The organism is Rhodovulum sp. P5 (assembly GCF_002079305.1).
Classification (GTDB): domain Bacteria; phylum Pseudomonadota; class Alphaproteobacteria; order Rhodobacterales; family Rhodobacteraceae; genus Rhodovulum.
This window is the reverse complement of record NZ_CP015039.1, coordinates 1133939-1152068: the sequence shown is the minus strand read 5'-3', so window position 1 is coordinate 1152068 and position 18130 is coordinate 1133939. Positions and strand designations below refer to the sequence as shown.

Below are 18130 nucleotides of genomic sequence, written 5' to 3'. Positions count from 1 at the left end.
GGCTTAACTGCTGCAGGCGTAGCTGAAGCTGGCCTTGCCGGCACCGACGGCGTCGAGCGTGACGCTGCACCCGCCGTCGCCCACCGCCGCCGTTTCGCCCACGGTCAGCGTCGTCGTGTCAAAGCCGTTCACCGCAACCCGCGCCGCATCGGCCGCCACGCGAGAGACGAAGACACGCGCCGCGCCGTCACCAAGCAGTGCGGTTTCCCCGGCCCCGACGCCGCCTGCCGGCGCCGTTGTGGCCACCGCGACCGGTGCCGTGGACGTTTCTGCCTTGTCGTCCGATCCGCCATTGCCGGCCTCGAATGCGATTCCGGCGGCCGCCAGCACGGCAAGGCCGACCAGCAGCTTGTTCATTCCTTCCATGGGGTTCCTCCCAGTTCCGTTCCCTTGATCGGGGCACCGATTTGGCGGTGGCCCGACACCCGGCTCCCTCCGGGTAGGGAGGAGTGTATCCGCCTTGCGCCGAATCGCGAACAGTTTCCGCGGGCGGGGACGGTTTCGGCCCGGGAACCGGGAGCTGCGCCCGAAACATTGATCGGCATCAAGGACAGATCGAATCGAACGCAGAAGCCTGAAGATGTCGTCGGGCTGGCAGGCCCGCCGTGAAACGGGAGGCAGACATGCGCAGTGCGGAAGATCTTGTGAAACTTGCAGCCGCGATGGTTCTTGCGGCTTTGGTGAGCGGTTGCGGGGACTCGCTTGAACCCGACGGCGCCCCGATCCAGTTGCCGGAAGAATGCGAACCCGGTGTGGGCGAGATCAGCGAAATGGGAACGGTCGTTCCGTCGCAGTGCTAGGATCGGGCTCCGCCTGAGCCAGAAGGAATTCGACGGCGCCCCCGATATCATCGGCCACCACCGTGGGCGAGGGTGAAACACGCGTCTCGTCCCCGGGGCGGTATTTGCCCGTGCGAACCAGGATGGCCGCACCGGCACCCGCCGCAAGTGCCCCGGCGACGTCTGCCTCTGCATCGTCGCCGATCATCGCGACATCGGAGAGCGGCAGGCCCATGCTGCCTGCCGCTGCGGCAAAGAATTCGGCGGAGGGTTTGCCCAGAACGGTGGCGGTACGGCCGCTGGCATATTCCAGCGCATGAACGAAGGCGCCCGCATCCATGCTGAGATCTCCATCGGCATCGCGGAAGACGCGGTTCGCGGCCAGCGCCAGAAAGGGCGCGCCCCTCATCAACTCGCGAAAGGCGGCGTTCAGACCGGCATAGTCGAAATACGGGCCCGCATCGCCGATGACCACGGCCACGGGCCCGTCCTTGGCACAGGCCGCGAAATCCGGTGCAAGGTCGGGATGGATCAAGAGATGGGCGGCATGCCCCTCTGCCGCCAGCCGGGCGCAGGCCGCCTGGGCCGGGGTGAAGATCTGGTCTTCGGCGACGGCGATGCCGAAATCCCTCAACTGAGTCAGGATCATGGCCCGCGTCTTGCGGGTGGTGTTGGTCAGGAACCGCACCGGCACGCCCGCCGATGACAGCTGGTCCAGCGCCGCGACGGCGCCGGGAAGAACAGCCTCTCCGACATAAAGCACGCCGGACAGATCGATCAGGACGCCGCGGACCATGGGCGGAGTGTGATCGCCCTGCCGGGATGGGTCAACCGTCGCGCGGGCACATGGTCGCATAGGCGGGAAAGGCCGGTTCTCCGTAGGGTAAGGGCGTCATCTGACCGGGTCTGGCGCGCATGGACGACCGCGACTTCGAACTAGAGCTTCACCGCCTTCAGGCCGACTTCGATGCCGACCGGAAAGCGCGGGAGGAGGCGAACCGGAAAGAGGCCTCCTATATCAAGGCCACCGGCTGGTCGACCTCGCTGATCGTGGCGTTGTTCTTCGGCATCCAGATCTACAACTCCGTTTCGACCAGTTCGATCCTGCACAATGTCGAGGAGCGGACGGAGGACCTTGTCCGCGACACCGAGGAGCGGATCGAGAGGATCATCTCCGGCAGCACGCCGGACTCCGCCTCGGTGCGACCCACTTATGCGTCGGCCGACAATACGCTGACCGGCGTGATGACCCTTGGGCAGGCCGGGGGGGCCTATCGGCTAGAGATCCAGATCTCGGCCCACGCGGTCATTCACGGCGCGTCCTCCGGGCGGCTGATCGGTTTCCAGTATCGTTATTCCCGCCCCTTGGCCGAAGTGCTCAGCCGGACCGCGGACACCCCGGAGATGCGCGCGCATGCGGTGCTGGAGCGGACGAACGCGCAGTTCAATACGCTGGGCAGCGATGGTGTGCTGCTGGCGCCCGAGGTCGGCTATCAGTTCTCGTTCGGGGTGATGGCGCTGGAATTCGACTGTTCCCGGCTGAAGCGCCTGATGGATGACCTGGCCGCCGCCGACAAAAGATACGACGTATTCGTCCGCCCGATCCTTGAAAACGTCGCGACGCCCACGCGGGAGGAACGCTTTTCGATGCGGTTCGTCGACAACTCCTACATCACTTGCCCGGTGCCGGGCTAGGCGGGGCCTGACGTTGACCCGTTTTCGCGGGGGGTGTAGTCAAAACGGGTCATCATCGCAGGGGGAGGTCGTTGTGACGGCACGGAAATTTACTCGGGCACTGCTGGCGTCCGCAGCGATTGCGCTGGGGGCCGGGGCGGCTTGGGCGCAGGATTACAGCTTCAAGCTGCACCATTTCCTGGGCGCCCAGACCCCCTCCCATACCGAGATGCTGGTGCCCTGGGCCGCGGCGGTCGAAGAAGCCTCCGGCGGCCGGGTGGAGATCGAGATCTTTCCCGCCATGACCTTGGGCGGCCGCCCGCCGGAACTGATCAACCAGGTGCGCGACGGCGTGGTCGACATGGTTTGGACGGTGAACGGTTATACCCCGGGGCTGTTCCCCCGCTCGGAGGTGATGGAACTGCCCTTCGTCTATCGCAACGATCCCGGTGCGGCCAATCTGGCCCTGCACCAGATGTTCGAAAGCGACCTGAAGGACGACTACAAGGGCGTTGAGGTGATGTTCCTGCATGTCCATTCGGGCAACGGTATCGTCATGCGCGATACGGCCGTGCACAGCCCCGACGACCTGAAGGGCAAGAAGATGCGCATCCCCACCCGCACCGGTGCCTGGACGCTGGAGGCGCTGGGCGCGGTGCCCGTGGCGATGCCCGTACCCGACCTGCCGCAGGCGCTGTCCAAGGGTGTGGTCGACGGCGCGCTGATCCCGTTCGAGATCATTCCGTCGCTGAAACTGCAAAACCAGACCGAGGATTTGATCGAACTGGCCGACCGGACGCGCCTTGGGACCATCGTGTTCCAGTTGTCGATGAACAAGGCCCGGTGGGACAGCCTGCCCGCGGATATTCAACAGGCCTTCCGCGACGCGTCCGGCCCTGAATGGCTGAGCGAACTTGGTCATGTCTGGCGCGCGACCGAGGACCTTGGCGTCGACATCGCCACGTCGGCCGGCAGCACCCATGTCATGCTGACCGAGGACGAGACCGAGGCGTTTCGCACCGTGCTGGAACCGGTGGTCGACCGTTGGGTCGAAGAGGTCGGGGCCAAGGGCATTGACGGGGCTGCGCTGGTAGACAAGGCGCGCAGGCTGATTTCCGAAAACGGGTCCATGTGATGACCGACACCGCCCGGCCGGGGCGCCGCGGCCTTCCGGGCGCGGTGGCCGCGCTGGTGACCGGATGGGCGCTGCTGGGCGGCGTGGTTCTGGCGGGCGTGGTTCTGTTGAACGTGCTCTCGGTGCTTGGCGGCATGATCGCGCAGCCCGTGCCCGGCGATTTCGAGATGACGCAGGTCGGTGTGGCCGTCGCGGCCTTTGCCTTCTTGCCCTATTGCCAGATCACCCGTGCCAATGTCAGCGCCGACATCTTTACGATGGGCGCCTCGGCCCGCTGGGTGGCGCGGCTCCGCTTCGCGGCTTCGGTCGTGGCGCTGGCCTTTGCGGGGCTGGTGCTCTGGCGGATGTCGGAGGGCATGGCCGACCAGCGAGACTACGGCTACACCACCGCGATCCTGCAATTCCCGGTCTGGCTGGCCTTTGTACCCATCCTCGTCTCGCTGGCCTTGCTGGCGCTGGCCAGTCTTGTGACGCTGGCAGAGGACGCGACGGCGGCGGCAGGCGATGAGTGATCCGATGGCGCTGGGTCTGGCGGGGCTTGCCGTGCTGGTGGCGCTGATCGCGCTGCGGATGCCGATTGCCTATGCCATGATCCTTGTGGGCGGCGGTGGGATTGCCGTTATCAACGGGCCGGCGCTGTTGCTGAACCAGCTCAAGACGCTGCCTTATGGCCAGTTCTCGATCTACGATCTCAGCGTCGTGCCGATGTTCGTTCTGATGGGGGCGCTTGCCGCGCGGGCGGGGATGTCGGCCGCCCTGTTCCGGGCGGGCAATGCGTGGCTGGGCTGGATGCGCGGTGGCACGGCGATGGCCGCAATTGCCGCCTGCGCGGGCTTCGGCGCGGTCTGCGGGTCGTCGCTGGCCACGGCCTCGACCATGGGAAAGGTCGCGCTGCCGGAACTGCGACGCCAGCGCTATTCAGGCGCCCTTGCCACCGGGACGCTGGCCGCGGGCGGGGTGCTGGGCATCCTGATCCCGCCATCGGTTGTGCTGATCGTCTATGCGATCCTGGTCGAGGCCAATGTGGTGACCATGTTCATGGCCGCTCTGGTGCCCGGTGTGCTTGCGGTGCTGCTGTTCCTGCTGACCGTTGCGCTTTACGTCGCGCTGCGCCCCGGGGCCGGGCCCGCCGCGGGAGGCGTGGACCGGGCGGAGTTCCGGGCCGCCACGTTGGGCGCGCTGCCGGTCCTGGGGATCTTCGCGGTTGTCCTGGGGGGCATCTATGCGGGGCTATACAATCCCACGCCCGGTGCGGCGGTCGGCGTGGCGCTGGTCTGGCTTTACGGTATCCTGCGGCGCGGGCTTGGTCTGCGCGGCATGCGCGACGCGGCTTTGGAGACGGCCACCACCACCGGCATGATCTATCTCATCCTGCTGGGCGCGGAACTGATGAGCATCTTTCTGGCGCGCGTTGGCCTGCCGCAGGCGGCCGCCGGATGGGCCGTGGCCTCGGGCCTCGACCCGATGACGGTGCTGGTTCTGCTGCTGCTGGCCCTGATCCTGCTGGGCTGCCTGATGGACAGCCTGTCGATGATCCTGCTGGTCATTACGTTCTTCTGGCCCGTGCTGGTCGACCTGAACGGGGGGCTCTACCAGATGGCCGAGGGCGCGGGCTTCGGGATGAGCACCGAGGATCTGAAGATATGGTTCGGGATCCTCGCGCTGATCGTGGTCGAACTGGGCCTGATCACGCCGCCGGTGGGGATGAATGTCTTCGTCATCTCGGCGATGGCGAAGGACACGCCCATGATCGACACCTTCAAGGGCGTCGCCCCGTTCTTCGGCGCGGAACTGCTGCGCGTGGCGCTGATCCTTGCCTTCCCGGCGCTGACCCTGTGGCTGCCACGCCTTATGGGTGGATAGGGCGCGCCGGACCGGTTTGGCCCGGTGCCGTGGCGCACCGGGCGAAGGGCCGGAGGTTCCGGTAATCGCGCGGCGTCAGGAGCCCGCCTGCTTCAGATACGCGATGACATTGGCCCGGTCCTGCGCCTTGCGCAGGCCCTGAAAGCTCATCGCCGTTCCGGGGGCATAGCCGCGCGGGTCGGTGATGAACGCGTCTATGGCCTCCGGCGTCCAGACCTCTGCCGTGCCATCAAGCGCGCCGGAATACTTGAACCCGCTGATCGAGGCCACAGGGCGCCCGACGACGTTGTAAAGCGACGGGCCGACCATGTTCACGCCTTCTTCGATCCGGTGGCAGGTCTTGCATTCCTTGAACACGCGTTCGCCCGCGGCCGGATCGGCCATCGCCAGGCGTTCCTCGAAGGTCAGGTTCTGTTCCGGTTCGGCCGGTGCGTCGTCTTTGCCCGCGATCACATAGGCCGGTTCTTCCAGCCCGCGATTGCTGAACAGGCCGTCGCTGGCCATGCTCAGGACGAGAAAGACGGCGAGTGCTGCGGCAAAGGCGCCGATCGCCTTGACGAGGGCTTTGATCGTTGACATGTCCGGTTCCCTTATATTCCCGGAAGTACCTATGCGCTTCCCCTCGAACGATTCAAGTTTTATTACCGCGGTTCAGACCGAAGTTCGCCCAGGAGAGGTTCCATGACAAACCGTATCGCCTTTCAGGGAGAGCCCGGCGCCTATTCCCATCAGGCCTGCCGCGATGCCCGCCCGGGGATGGAGGCCGTCCCCTGCCGCACCTTCGAGGACGTGATCGAGGCCGCGCGTTCGGGGGCCGCCGATCTGGCGATGCTGCCGGTGGAAAACTCGACCTACGGGCGCGTGGCCGACATTCACCAGCTTTTGCCCGATTCGGGCCTGCATATCGTGGACGAGGCATTCGTGCGGGTGCACATCAACCTGTTGGCCGTGCCGGGCACGAAGCTGTCGGACATCACCCACGCGATGAGCCATACGGTGCTTCTGGGCCAGTGTCGCGACTTCCTGCGCCAGCATGGCATCCACCGGATCACGGCGGCCGATACCGCCGGGTCGGCCCAGCATGTGGCAGAGGTTCAGGACAAGACGCTTGCGGCGCTTGCGGGCGATCTGGCGGCAGAGATCTACGGGCTGGATGTCCTCGCCCGGCATATCGAGGATCACGACAAGAACACCACCCGGTTCCTTTTGATGGCGCGGGAGCCGGACCATTCCCGCCGCGGTGCGTTGGGGATGATGACGACCTTCGTGTTTCAGGTGCGCAACATTCCCGCCGCGCTTTACAAGGCGATGGGCGGCTTTGCCACCAACGGCGTGAACATGACCAAGCTGGAAAGCTACATGATCGACGGGCGTTTTACCGCGACGCGGTTCTATGCCGATATCGAGGGCCACCCCGAGGACCCGCCGGTCGCCCGCGCGCTGGAAGAGCTGGACTACTTCACCTCGCATCTGGAGATTCTGGGCGTCTACCCGGCGGACCGGAAACGGCACTGACCCCGAGGCCGCCGCTGCCGAAGAGCCTGCCGGAAAGGCCTTGGTCTGTGGATAGGCTCTGATCGCCAATGCCGTGGGTGGCATGATTGCGCGAATTTTCGCCGATGGCGTGTGGCTGCAACGTTTGGTCGCTCTTGTAAAGGTTGGAGAGGCTTTCCGGGGGGTCAGGTATTCCCTACTTCGCGGTAACGTTAATCAATTCTAAAAAATCATCGCGGGGACAATCACGGCCCCGTGAGTGAAACGTTTCTTCTATCAGGGTGAACCCATGAAAAAGGTACTTCTTGCCACCGCTGCTGCCGCAGCGTTCGGCACCGCCGCTTCCGCGGATATTCTCGAATACGCGGACATCTACCCGCTTTCGACGACCAACTGGGACGGCACGATCTCCATCGCTCAGTTCGATTCCTCGCTTGGTACGCTGAACAGCGTTTATCTTGAACTCCGGGGTTATGTCGAAGGTTCGTCGCGCGTCGAAAGCCTTGACGCCGCACCGTCCACCATCACGGCCGAACTGAGCGCCGAACTCTCCATGTCGACCGCCGCTCTGTCCGACATCCTCGTGACCCTGCCGGTCGTGAGCGAAATGTTCGACGCCGAAGCGTTCGATGGTACCATCGATTTCGCCGGTGGCTCGGGCACCGAGTGGCTTGACCAGATGGCCGACGACATGGACGATGCGACGCTGACCGGCTCCGATATGGACGAGTTCATCGGCATGGGCTCCATCGACCTGATCCTCGAAGCTATCGGCATGTCCACGGCTTCGGGTGCGGGCAACATCATCACGCAGTTCGCCACCTCGGCGGGTGCCGACATCTACGTCCGCTACGACTACACCCCGAACGCCCCGGCCGTTCCGCTGCCTGCCGGTCTGCCGCTTCTGCTGGCTGGCCTCGGCGCGTTCGGTGTCGTTCGCGCCCGCAAGGGCTGAACCGCGCCCCGCGGTTCGAAACTCTTTCTTTCCCACCCGTGAGAAAGGGGCGCGCCTTCGGGCGCGTCCTACCCCAAACACCCTGACTGTATCAGGTTCCCGGCAGGACATCCCGAGCACGTGTTCGACCGGTTGTGTGTGCAACTTTTTCCAGTGCTCGGCAAATCAGGCCCCTCCGCCCGGCATCGCCGTTCGCGGCCGCCGACAGGAGGGGCTCCTGATCTGTGCTGCGAGCGACCTCGGTCCCTCCAGCGCTTGTCCGACCCAAACCGGGATATTGCCGACGCCCGGGGGTTCTGCTGCGAGACCCGTCCTATGCGCGATGCAACGGCCCTGCATCACGCGGCGTTCGCGCATCTGGATGCAAGACCGGCACCGCGGTGGCGGGAGACGTGGCGCTGTGGGGCCCTATGCGGGCCCTTCGGAACAGCCGGTATCGGGCAGGCGGCCCTCTTCCAACTCTTGCGCGATGCGGCCGATGGCGGCTTCCATACGGTCCGTCAGACGTGCCCGGGCCAGCTTGATCGTTTGCAGCAACAGACGGGCGGGCAGTGTCCGGGGGCGCAGGTTCACCGAAACCGCCAGACCGGTGCGGGACGGCTCCCGCTCCTCAAGCGTGATCGCTCCGACACCGTCCAGTCCGCTGGCATGGGCGTGAAGGGTGATCGCTTGCGGTCGGGCGAAATCGGCGATCCGGGCCTCCAGCAGATATGGCTTGCCCGCAAAATCGAACCGGATTTGCCATGTGCTGCCCTTGCCGGGTTCGGGCCGGGTGCACAGCCGCGTGACCTCCGCCCCCCGGCGGGTCGCCGCGGCCTCGAACCGGCCGACATCGGTAAGGGCGGCAAAGACCTCGTCAATCGGGGCCGCGATCTCGGCCTGCGTCAGAATATTCATGTGGCGCGCCTCCACGAAGAAGGCCCTATCTTCGGGTTAATCGAGTTTGTCCGCAAGCCACATGCGCAACAGGAACCCCGCGATTGCCCCTTGGCGCGGCGGTTTCATGATGCTGCTTTCCCCGGCGAAGACGGCCAGGACGTCTTCCCTCGTCAGCCACAGGGCATCCTCGATCTCGGCCGGGTCGGGGGTGATCTCATGGCTCAGCGCGGTTCCGTGACAGCCGATCATCAGCGATGCCGGAAACGGCCAGGGCTGGCTGGAGAGATACGACACCGCACCGACGGCCACGCCGGTTTCCTCCGCCACCTCGCGGCGCACGGCGGCCTCCACCGTCTCGCCGGGTTCGACGAATCCGGCCAGCAGCGAATACATCCCATCGGGCCAGCCGGGCGAACGCCCCAGAAGTACCGAATTTCCCCGTGTGATCAGCATGATGACCACCGGGTCGGTGCGCGGGAAATGATGGGCGCCGCAGGCCGGGCAACGCCGTTGCCAGCCGGCCTGTTCCATCACGCTTTCGGCGCCGCACCGGGCACAGAACCGGTGGCTGCGATGCCATCCCAGCAGGGCCTTTGCGGTGGCGGCGCATTCGGCCTCGACCGGGGTCAGGCGCGTCATCTCGCGCCGCAACTCCGCAAAGACATGGGACGCCGGCAGGCCGGGATGGTGCTGTTCGGAGATGTCGAGGAAACTGTCGGGATTTTCGGGCGCGTCCTCGGGCTGCCAGTGCGACAGATCGGCGGCAAAGCGGGCGTCCCCTGCGGCGGTTCGCCCCAGAAATATCGCCCGGTTCTGCAAGGGCGCAACGACCGGCTGGGAGCCCGGAAGCCAGCCCAACCCCTCAGCGTCGACCAGCGGCTTGCCGCGCCAGCACAGCAGGACACCCGTGCCGGGCGCCTGCCACAGGCGGGCAAGGGCCGCATCATCCACCCGCTGCGCAGCGGCGCGATCCAGCCCGCCGCCACCGAAAGTCACCTGTTCTGCCAGACGCATTCAGCCCCCGTTCATCGCGGTCGTGGGTGCCATGGCGGGATGGTTTCGGCAATCGAAATCTCGCCTGCAGTCCTGTAGAATGCGGCCGTTGATCACGCCTGGCCCCACAGCGACCGCGGGCGATTGTATGTGGATGGTATACACGTTATGGTAGAGCCGTTTGTGGTCCATGGCCTTTGGCGAGTGCCCTAGGTATTGCGCTGGCATTCCGAACCGGTCCAGCGGGCATTTCCGGTCTTCAACTGCACGGTGGTCTCGTTGCACGCGCAACATCCGTTTTCATCCAAGGCCGGCGCCGGTCAGGCGCATCTTCGGTTGATGGCGACCACCGACCTGCACACCCATGTCTACCCTTACGACTATTTCGCCGACAAACCGGCCGACACCGTGGGCCTTGCCCGGCTGGCCACCCATATCGCGTCGATCCGGGCGGGGGCGGTCAACACGATGCTGGTGGATGACGGCGATTTCCTGCAGGGCAACCCGATGGGCGACTACGTCGCGTTCGAGCGCGGGGTCGACAAGGACAACCCCCACCCGATCATCCGCGCGATGAACCAGATCGGCTTTGACGCGTCGACGCTGGGCAATCACGAGTTCAACTACGGGCTGGATTTCGTTTTGCGTTCCGTCGCGGGGGCGGCGTTTCCGATCCTGTCGGCCAACCTGGTCCGCACCTTGGGCGACACGCCGTTGCAGGACGAAACCGTTCTGCCGCCTTATGTCATCCTCGACCGTGAACTGATCGACGGTGACGGCAAGGGCCACCCCTTCCGCGTGGGGCTGATCGGGTTCCTGCCGCCGCAGGTGATGACATGGGACCGCAAGAATCTCGAAGGTCGGGTCTGCACCCGCGATATCGTGGAGGCCGCGGCCGCCTATGTGCCGCGGATGAGGGCAGAAGGCGCCGATCTGGTCATCGCCCTGAACCATTCAGGTATTGGTGAGACCGACCACGTTGACGGGCAGGAAAACGCAAGCCTGCCGCTGGCCGCGATAGAGGGTGTCGATATCGTGCTGGCCGGACATCAGCATATGCTGTTCCCCGGCCCGGTGTTCGACGGGATCCCGGGGGTGGACAGCGCAAGGGGCACCCTGAACGGCAAGCCCGCGGTCATGGGCGGGTTCTGGGGGTCGCATCTGGGGGTCATCGATCTGCTGCTGGAGCGGACCGATCAGGGATGGACGATTTCCGATCACGAAAGTTCCCTCTGCCCGATCGCGCGCCGCAACCCCGATCATACGGTCACGGCCGTGGTGAAAAGCGATCAGCGGGTGCTGGACGCCGTGGCAGAGGACCATGCGGGAACACTGTCCTATATCCGCCGCGCCGTGGGACGGACCAAGGGGCCGCTGCACAGCTATTTCGCGCTGGTGGCGGACAATCCGGCCCTGCAACTGGTGGCGAATGCACAGCTTTGGTACATGCGCGACATGCTGAAGGGCAGCGCGTATGAGACGCTGCCCGTGCTGTCGGCCGCGGCGCCCTTCAAGGCCGGGGGGCTGCCGGGGCCGGACTATTTCACAGACATTCCGCCGGGCGATCTGGCGATCAAGCATGTGGCGGATCTCTACCTTTATCCCAACACCATCCGCGCTGTCCGGGTGACGGGGGCGGAGTTGAAGGGCTGGCTGGAACGGGCCGCGGGCATCTTCAACCGGATCGAGCCGGGTGCGAAGGATCAGCCGCTGATCGATCTGGCCTTCCCAAGCTACAATTTCGACGTGATCGACGGGGTCGACTACCAGATCGACGCAAGCCAGCCCTCCCGCTTCTGTCCCAAGGGGCGGCTGGTCAATCCCGGTGCGAGCCGGATCCGGAACCTCTGCTACATGGGCGAACCGGTGCATGATGAGATGGAGTTCATCGTGGCCACCAACAACTTTCGCGCGGGCGGCGGTGGCGGTTTCCCCGGGGCCTCCGGCAACACCATCGTCTTCGAAGGGCCGGACACGAACCGCGATGTCATCGTGCGCTATATCGCTGAACAGGGAACCGTCGACCCCGCGGCGGACTATAACTGGCGACTCGCGCCCTTGCCCGGAACCTCCGTCTTGTTCGAGACGGCACCAAGGGCCAGTGCCTTTCTGGGCGATCTGGTCCAGTTCGACATCCGGACCCTTGGTCAGGCGGCGAACGGCTTCGCCCAGTTCCGGATCAGTTTCTAGCCGGCCTTCCGCTCCCGCCAAAGGGTGAAGAGCCCCGCGACCACCACCAGCCCGGCCCCGGCGACGACATTCGGGCTGAGACTTTCGCCGAACACCGTCAACCCAAGGGCCGAGGCGAAGACCAGTTGCAGATAGGCGAAGGGCTGCACCGCGCTGGCCTCGGCCGCCTCGTAGGTCTTGATCAGCAGGAAATGCCCCAGTGCCCCGGTCACGCACAGGCAGCCCATCCAGCCCCAGTCGGTCAGGCGCATCGGCTCCCACGCCCAAAGGCCGACGGCGGTCATGGCCACCGCGCCCGTGGTGCCCGTCCAGAAGAAACTGGTGGCCGCGCTGTCGGCCCGCGCTACGTAGCGCGTGAGCAAACCGTAAAGCGCGAACATGAAGGCCGCCGCCAGCGGGATCAGTGCGGCGGGGGCAAACACCTTTACCCCCGGCTGAAGGATGATCAGTACGCCCAGAAACCCCACGCCGATGGCCGCCCAGCGCCGCCAACCGACCCGCTCCCCCAGCACCGGGCCGGACAGGGCCGCGATCAGCAGCGGATAGCAGGTAAAGACCGCGTGGCTTTCCACCAGCCCCAGGATCACGAAGCCCGAGACCATGACGCAGATCTCGGCCGCCAGCAAAAGCCCCCGAAAGGCCTGTATCACGGGCATCCGTGTGCGGGCCGCGGCGCGGAGCCCGCCGGCCTTGCGGGCGGCGATGGCGATCACGAAAGCGGCGAAGAACCAGTAGCGGATCATCACCACCATCAGGATGCTGTATTCGCCGCCCAGATAGCGCGACAACCCGTCCTGCAACGCGAAGACGAAGGTCGTGGCGACCATCAGCAGGATGCCCAACCGGGTGTCGCCCTCGCTCATCCCGGCAGCCTTGCTGCCGTCATGTGCCGCTTGTGGCCAAACCCCGCGCGACGTTCCACGGCAAAGCCTGCCGCGGCAAGCCCCCGCCGCACGAACCCCGCGGCGGTATAGGTCGCCGCCGTCCCGCCGGGTGCGGTATGTGCCGCGACCTCGGCCATCAGCGTGTCTGACCACAGTTCGGGGTTCTTGGCGGGGGAAAATCCGTCAAGGAACCATGCATCCGCCCGGTCGGTCCAGCCGGGCAGGGTTGCGCGGGCATCGCCCGTGATGACCTCTGCGCACAGATTGGTGGTCTCGATCCGGCGCTGGCCCGCACGCCAGGCCGCCAGCAGGGGGGCGGCGACGGCTCCGGCCTCGGGGAAGGCGGCGAGCGCCCGTTCCATGTCGCCTGGGGCCATCGGAAAGGCCTCGAAACTGGTGAAATGCAGCGGCCCTTCGCACCCTGCGCTGCGCCATGCGATCAGCGCGGCCAGCATGTTCAGCCCGGTGCCGAAGCCCAGTTCCGCGATGTGAAAGCCGGGGCGGAACCGCCCGGGCAGGTCATTGCCCGCCAGAAACACATGCCGCGTCTCGGCCAACCCGTCGGCCAGCGAGAAATACGGGTCGTCGAACCGGGAGGAGACGGGCAAGCGGTCGTCTTTCCAGACGATCTCTGCCTGCTGGTGCTTTTCCATTGGGTATCCTAGACGGCGCTGGGGCGATGACGCCCGAGGATGAGAGAGGGCGGCGGCAATGGCAACGGTCGATGTCACGGTGATGGGGGCGGGGGTGTTCGGGCTGTCCTGTGCCTATGTCTGCGCCCGTCGCGGTGCAAGGGTGCGCGTGGTCGAATGGTCCCATCCGGGCGCCGGGGCCAGCGGCACGCCGGTGGGGGCGCTGTCGCCGCATGTGCCCGAACGCTGGAACGACAAGAAGGCGTTCCAGTTCGAAAGCCTTGTGATGGGGGAGGCCTTCTGGCGGGGTGTGGAGGAGGTCTCTGACCTGTCGACGGGCTATGCCCGCGTGGGGCGCTATCAGCCGATCCCCGATGCCGCCGCTTTGGCGCGTGCCCATGAACGGGCGGAGGAGGCGCAGACGCTCTGGCAGGGGCGGGCGGTGTGGCAGGTGATCCGGGTCGATCAGGCGGGCCGCTTTGCCCCGCGATCCGAAACGGGCTTTCTGATCCACGACACGCTCAGCGCCCGCATCGCCCCGCGCCGGGCCTGCGCCGCACTGGCCGCGGCGACCCGTGCAATGGGGGGCGAAGTCGCCTGTGAGGCCGAAGGGCCGATCGAGGGGCAGGTCATCTGGGCCACCGGCTACCCGGGGTTGGCGGCGTTGTCGGCCGATCTGGGCCGACAGGTCGGCAGCGGGGTCAAGGGACAGGCGGCGATACTGGAATACGACGCTGGCGGGGCACCGCAGATCTTTGCAGGCAACATCCTGATCGTGCCCCATGATGACGGTACGGTCGCGGTCGGCTCCACCTCGGAACGCGAGTTCGACAATCCGTGGTCGACCGACACCCAGCTTGACGACGTGATCGCCCGCGCCCGCGCCGCCTGCCCGGCGCTGGCGGATGCGCCTGTGATCGAACGCTGGGCCGGGGTGCGGCCGCGGGCGAAGACCATCGCGCCGATGCTGGGGCCGTGGCCCGGCCAGCCGGGGCATTTCATCGCCAATGGCGGCTTCAAGATCGGCATCGGCCTGGCCCCGAAGGTGGGGCAGGTGATGGCCGATCTGGTGCTGGAGCGCGACGGTCGCGGGATACCGGAGGGGTTCGGGGTGGAGGCGAACCTCTAGCGCCGCGCGATGTACATCCGGTAGAGCCAGATCAGGACCATCGCGCCCAGGACCGCGCCGACGAAGCCTGCGGCGAAACCGGTGATCACTGTCAGGATGCGCAAGACCACGCCGCCGACAAGGGCGCCTACGATCCCGATCACGATGGTCGTCGGGATATCCGCCTCGATCTTCATCAGGCGGGTGGCAAGGAAACCGGCAGCGGCACCGACGATGATAAGCGTCAGGATCGACATAGCGCGGACTATGCCTTGCGGCGGCGGATTCGCCTAGGGGCAGGGTGTAGCGGTGTTCCGGCGCGGGTCAGTCCAGTTGCGCGGGCATCTCGAACCCGCGCAGGAATTCGTCGCCGTCCATCGGGCGTTTGCCCTGCCGCTGGGCCTGAAGCACCTCAACCGCGCCGCTGCCACAAGCGATGCGCAGACCGCCCAGAACCGTACCGGGCGCACCGCTGCCCTCCGCCACCCCTGCGCGCAAGAGCTTTACCCGTTCCCCATTCGCCTCGGCCCATGCGCCGGGAAAGGGCGACAGGCCATTGATATGGTGGGCGACCTCGACTGCGGGACGGGTCCAGTCGACCCGTGCCTCGGCCTTGTCGATCTTGGCGGCATAGGTAACGCCCTCTTCGGGTTGGGACTTCGGTGTCAGATCGGACAGGCGCGCCAAGGCCTCCACGATCAGGCGCGCGCCCATTGCCGACAGCCGGTCGTGCAACTCGCCGGTCGTTTCTTCTGCGCCGATCGGGGTGGCCTCGCGCAAGAGAACCGGGCCGGTGTCCAGTCCCGCCTCCATCTGCATGATGCAGACGCCGGTTTCCGCGTCCCCCGCCATGATCGCCCGGTGGATCGGCGCCGCCCCCCGCCAGCGCGGCAACAGCGAGGCATGGATGTTCAGGCAGCCATGCGCCGGCGCGTCGAGCACGGGTTGCGGAAGGATCAGGCCGTAGGCGACCACAACCGCGATCTCGGCCCCAAGATCGGCAAACGCCGCCTGTTCCTCGGCCCCTTTAAGCGATTTCGGATGGCGCACGGTCAACCCCAGCGCCTCGGCCCGGGCCTGCACGGGGCTTGGCCGGTCTTTCTTGCCGCGGCCTGCGGGGCGCGGGGGCTGGCAATAGACGGCGGCGACCTCGTGCCCCGCCGCGACCAGCGCATCCAGAACCGGAACCGAGAAATCCGGCGTTCCCATGAAGACGATACGCATCAGCGGCCCCGTTTCTTCGCGGCCTTCCGCAGCAGGAAACCGCGCTTCAGTTTCGAGAGGTTGTCGAAATACATCCGCCCGTTCAGATGGTCGATCTGGTGCTGGACCGAGGTCGCCCAAAGCCCGTCGAAGGCGCGTTCCTCCACGGCACCCTCGGCGTTGAGAAACCGCACCGTGACACGCGCGGGCCGGGTGATTGTGGCGTCCACGCCGGGCAGGCAGGGGCTGGCCTCGTCATGGGCATTCATCTCGGGCGAGGCGTCGATGATCTCGGGGTTGGCAAGCCGGATCGCGTTGCCCCGGCGGTCGTTGCAGTCGAGCACCGCCAGACGTTTCAGCACGCCGATCTGGTTGGCCGCCAGCCCCACGCCATAGCCCGGCATCGCCTCCATCGTGGCGATCATGTCGTCCCAGATCGCGCGGATCTCATCGGTGACGGCGTCCACCGGCTCTGCCGGCGTCTGCAGCCGTGGGTCCGGCCATTGCAGGATCGGTCTTTCGCTCACCAGCTGTCCCGTGCCCGGTCGCGCTTCAGCTTCTTCATCTTGCGGGTGATGAGCTGACGCTTCAGCGGCGACAGATAGTCGATGAAAAGCTTGCCGTTCAGGTGGTCGATTTCATGCTGCACGCAGGTGGCCCAGAGGCCTGCGAACCGGTCCTCCTGCGGCTCCCCCGACGGATCGGTCCAGCGCACCACGACCTCGGCCGGGCGGGTCACCTCGGCATAGGTTTCGGGGATCGACAGGCACCCTTCCTCGTGGATGTTCTTGTCATCCGATTCCCAGACGACCTCGGGGTTGAACATCGCGTATGGTTTGGGCGGCGTGCCCTCGTCCTTGGCGCAATCCAGTACGATCAGCCTTTGCAATATACCGATCTGTGGCGCAGCAAGGCCGATGCCCGGCGCGTGGTACATGGTGTCCAGCATATCCTCGGCAAGTTTCTGCAACTCGTCAGAGATATCTGCGACGGGGTCGGCCGCCGTTTTCAGGCGCGGATCGGGGTGGATCAGGATCGGTTTGATGCTCATGGGCGGAGCATTTAGGCGAATCCTGCGTGGCGCGCAATGCGGCGTTCTCTTGCACTTGGTGTACCAAAGGGTAGCTTGGCCGGAATGACGCAGGAGACCCCGATGAATTTCGACGAGATCATTGAACGGCGCGGCACCCATTCGCTGAAATGGGACATGATGGAAAAGGCCTATGGCGTATCGGCCGATGACGGAATCCCGATGTGGGTGGCCGACATGGATTTCCGCCCGCCGCAGGTGGTGACCGATACGCTTCGGCGGATGGTCGATCAGGGGGTCTTCGGCTATTTCGGGGACGACCGCGACAACAAGGCCGCAATCGGGTGGTGGATGCAGACGCGCCATGACTGGGATGTCGCGCCGGAGTGGATCTTCACCACCCATGGTCTGGTGAACGGCACCGCCGTCTGTGTCGATGCCTTTACCGGGCCGGGCGACGGGGTGGTTCTGTTCACGCCCGTCTATCACGCCTTCGCCCGCGTGATCCGCGCCGCCGACCGGGAGGTGATCGAATGCCCGCTGGTCCAGAAGGACGGCCGGTACGAGATGGATTTCGACGCCTATGACGCGCAGATGACCGGAACCGAGAAGATGGTGATCCTGTGCTCGCCCCATAACCCCGGTGGCCGGGTCTGGACGCGGGAGGAATTGCAGGGCGTCGCCGATTTCGCCAAGCGCCACGACCTGGTCCTGGTGTCGGACGAGATTCACCATGACCTTGTCTATCCGGGGCAGAAGCACATCGTGATGGACCTGGTGGATGAAACCATCCGCGACCGGTTGGTGATGATGACCGCCACCACGAAAAGCTTCAACATCGCGGGCGCCCATGTGGGCAATGTCATTATCCCCGACGATGGGTTGCGGGCGCGGTTCGCGGCCCGGATGGGCGCAATGGGACTGTCGCCCAATTCCTTCGGGATGGAGATGTCCGCCGCCGCCTATTCGCAGGAAGGGGCCGAGTGGATCGATGCGCTGGTGACCTATCTCGACGGCAATCGGCGCCTGTTCGACGAAGGCGTGAACGCGATCCCGGGCCTGTCCTCGATGCCGCTGGAGGCGACCTATCTGGCCTGGGTCGATGTCTCCGGTACGGGGATGGAGCGGGAGGAAGTCCTGCACCGGGTGGAGCGCGTGGCGAAGATCGCGGTCAATCACGGGCCGACCTTTGGCAAGGGGGGCGAAAGCTGGCTGCGGTTCAACTTCGCCACGCCACGAGCGCGGGTGGCCGAGGCGGTGGAGCGGTTGCAGGGGGCATTTTCGGACCTGCAATAACGCGCCTGATGGCGG

20 protein-coding genes are annotated in these 18130 nt (G+C 65.8%); 9 read left to right on the top strand and 11 right to left on the bottom strand.

Going from position 1 to position 18130, the window contains the following annotated elements:
* Positions 1-3: 3 nt before the first annotated feature.
* The gene (locus RGUI_RS05660) at positions 4-366 is read right to left on the bottom strand and encodes a hypothetical protein (protein WP_156882881.1); all 363 of its coding nucleotides are present in this window, start codon (positions 364-366) and stop codon (positions 4-6) included.
* 396 nt (positions 367-762) lie between these two features.
* Positions 763-1575 carry a TIGR01458 family HAD-type hydrolase gene (locus RGUI_RS05655; protein ID WP_081532155.1) on the bottom strand — a complete coding sequence of 271 codons (813 nt, stop codon included), beginning with the start codon at positions 1573-1575 and terminating at the stop codon, positions 763-765.
* Positions 1576-1694: 119 nt separating this feature from the next.
* Between RGUI_RS05655 and RGUI_RS22080 the strand changes: the two genes are divergently transcribed.
* The 4 genes from RGUI_RS22080 (at position 1695) to RGUI_RS05640 (ending at position 5451) form a co-directional block, all read left to right on the top strand.
* Positions 1695-2474 carry a hypothetical protein gene (locus tag RGUI_RS22080; protein WP_253798874.1) on the top strand — a complete coding sequence of 260 codons (780 nt, stop codon included), beginning with the start codon at positions 1695-1697 and terminating at the stop codon, positions 2472-2474.
* A gap of 73 nt (positions 2475-2547) precedes the next feature.
* Positions 2548-3588, top strand: a complete 1041-nt coding sequence (locus RGUI_RS05650; RefSeq protein ID WP_253798871.1) for a TRAP transporter substrate-binding protein — start codon at positions 2548-2550, stop codon at positions 3586-3588.
* The gene (locus tag RGUI_RS05645) at positions 3588-4100 is read left to right on the top strand and encodes a TRAP transporter small permease (protein ID WP_081532153.1); all 513 of its coding nucleotides are present in this window, start codon (positions 3588-3590) and stop codon (positions 4098-4100) included. Before RGUI_RS05650 ends, RGUI_RS05645 begins: the two co-directional genes overlap by 1 nt.
* Positions 4093-5451 (top strand): TRAP transporter large permease, encoded by a 1359-nt coding sequence (locus RGUI_RS05640; protein ID WP_081532152.1) that lies wholly within the window; start codon positions 4093-4095, stop codon positions 5449-5451. The genes RGUI_RS05645 and RGUI_RS05640 overlap by 8 nt, the downstream gene beginning before the upstream one ends.
* A 75-nt stretch (positions 5452-5526) precedes the next feature.
* On the opposite strand, the gene RGUI_RS05635 is transcribed toward RGUI_RS05640, so the two are convergent.
* A complete protein-coding gene (locus tag RGUI_RS05635) occupies positions 5527-6030 on the bottom strand; it encodes a cytochrome c family protein (RefSeq protein WP_081532151.1) in 504 nt (167 codons plus the stop codon).
* A gap of 102 nt (positions 6031-6132) precedes the next feature.
* Between RGUI_RS05635 and RGUI_RS05630 the strand changes: the two genes are divergently transcribed.
* Together RGUI_RS05630 and RGUI_RS05625 are read left to right on the top strand one after the other, a co-directional pair.
* Complete coding sequence (locus RGUI_RS05630; protein WP_081532150.1) at positions 6133-6966, top strand: prephenate dehydratase; 834 nt, start codon at positions 6133-6135, stop codon at positions 6964-6966.
* Between the two features lie 238 nt (positions 6967-7204).
* Positions 7205-7900 carry a choice-of-anchor E domain-containing protein gene (locus RGUI_RS05625; RefSeq protein WP_081532149.1) on the top strand — a complete coding sequence of 232 codons (696 nt, stop codon included), beginning with the start codon at positions 7205-7207 and terminating at the stop codon, positions 7898-7900.
* A 408-nt stretch (positions 7901-8308) separates the two neighbouring features.
* Here the strand turns inward: RGUI_RS05625 and RGUI_RS05620 are convergent, their stop codons facing one another.
* Together RGUI_RS05620 and nudC are read right to left on the bottom strand one after the other, a co-directional pair.
* Positions 8309-8797, bottom strand: coding sequence for an SRPBCC family protein (locus RGUI_RS05620; protein ID WP_081532148.1), 489 nt, complete (start codon positions 8795-8797; stop codon positions 8309-8311).
* Positions 8798-8833: 36 nt separating this feature from the next.
* A complete protein-coding gene (gene nudC / locus RGUI_RS05615; RefSeq protein ID WP_081532147.1) occupies positions 8834-9793 on the bottom strand; it encodes an NAD(+) diphosphatase in 960 nt (319 codons plus the stop codon).
* A gap of 249 nt (positions 9794-10042) precedes the next feature.
* Between nudC and RGUI_RS05610 the strand changes: the two genes are divergently transcribed.
* Positions 10043-11962, top strand: a complete 1920-nt coding sequence (locus RGUI_RS05610) for a bifunctional 2',3'-cyclic-nucleotide 2'-phosphodiesterase/3'-nucleotidase (protein WP_256387886.1) — start codon at positions 10043-10045, stop codon at positions 11960-11962.
* Here RGUI_RS05610 and RGUI_RS05605 read toward each other — a convergent pair.
* Together RGUI_RS05605 and mnmD are read right to left on the bottom strand one after the other, a co-directional pair.
* Positions 11959-12825: a DMT family transporter gene (locus RGUI_RS05605; protein ID WP_081532145.1), complete on the bottom strand. Its 867-nt coding sequence runs from the start codon at positions 12823-12825 to the stop codon at positions 11959-11961. The genes RGUI_RS05610 and RGUI_RS05605 overlap by 4 nt on opposite strands.
* Positions 12822-13499 (bottom strand): tRNA (5-methylaminomethyl-2-thiouridine)(34)-methyltransferase MnmD, encoded by a 678-nt coding sequence (gene mnmD, locus RGUI_RS05600; RefSeq protein WP_081532144.1) that lies wholly within the window; start codon positions 13497-13499, stop codon positions 12822-12824. The genes RGUI_RS05605 and mnmD overlap by 4 nt, the downstream gene beginning before the upstream one ends.
* Positions 13500-13557: 58 nt before the next feature.
* Between mnmD and RGUI_RS05595 the strand changes: the two genes are divergently transcribed.
* Positions 13558-14607: an FAD-binding oxidoreductase gene (locus RGUI_RS05595; RefSeq protein WP_081532143.1), complete on the top strand. Its 1050-nt coding sequence runs from the start codon at positions 13558-13560 to the stop codon at positions 14605-14607.
* Here RGUI_RS05595 and RGUI_RS05590 read toward each other — a convergent pair.
* The 4 genes from RGUI_RS05590 to def (RGUI_RS05575) all read right to left on the bottom strand — a co-directional run bounded on the left by RGUI_RS05590 (position 14604) and on the right by def (RGUI_RS05575) (position 16840).
* A complete protein-coding gene (locus RGUI_RS05590; RefSeq protein ID WP_081532142.1) occupies positions 14604-14843 on the bottom strand; it encodes a GlsB/YeaQ/YmgE family stress response membrane protein in 240 nt (79 codons plus the stop codon). The genes RGUI_RS05595 and RGUI_RS05590 overlap by 4 nt on opposite strands.
* Before the next feature lie 67 nt (positions 14844-14910).
* On the bottom strand, positions 14911-15810 hold the full coding sequence (gene fmt / locus RGUI_RS05585) for a methionyl-tRNA formyltransferase (protein WP_081532141.1): 900 nt from the start codon (positions 15808-15810) through the stop codon (positions 14911-14913).
* Complete coding sequence (gene def / locus RGUI_RS05580; RefSeq protein WP_081532140.1) at positions 15810-16316, bottom strand: peptide deformylase; 507 nt, start codon at positions 16314-16316, stop codon at positions 15810-15812. Before def (RGUI_RS05580) ends, fmt begins: the two co-directional genes overlap by 1 nt.
* Complete coding sequence (def, locus tag RGUI_RS05575; protein ID WP_081532139.1) at positions 16313-16840, bottom strand: peptide deformylase; 528 nt, start codon at positions 16838-16840, stop codon at positions 16313-16315. Before def (RGUI_RS05575) ends, def (RGUI_RS05580) begins: the two co-directional genes overlap by 4 nt.
* A gap of 102 nt (positions 16841-16942) precedes the next feature.
* On the opposite strand from def (RGUI_RS05575), the gene RGUI_RS05570 reads away from it, so the two are divergent.
* Positions 16943-18115 (top strand): MalY/PatB family protein, encoded by a 1173-nt coding sequence (locus RGUI_RS05570; protein WP_081535979.1) that lies wholly within the window; start codon positions 16943-16945, stop codon positions 18113-18115.
* Positions 18116-18130 lie beyond the last annotated feature (15 nt).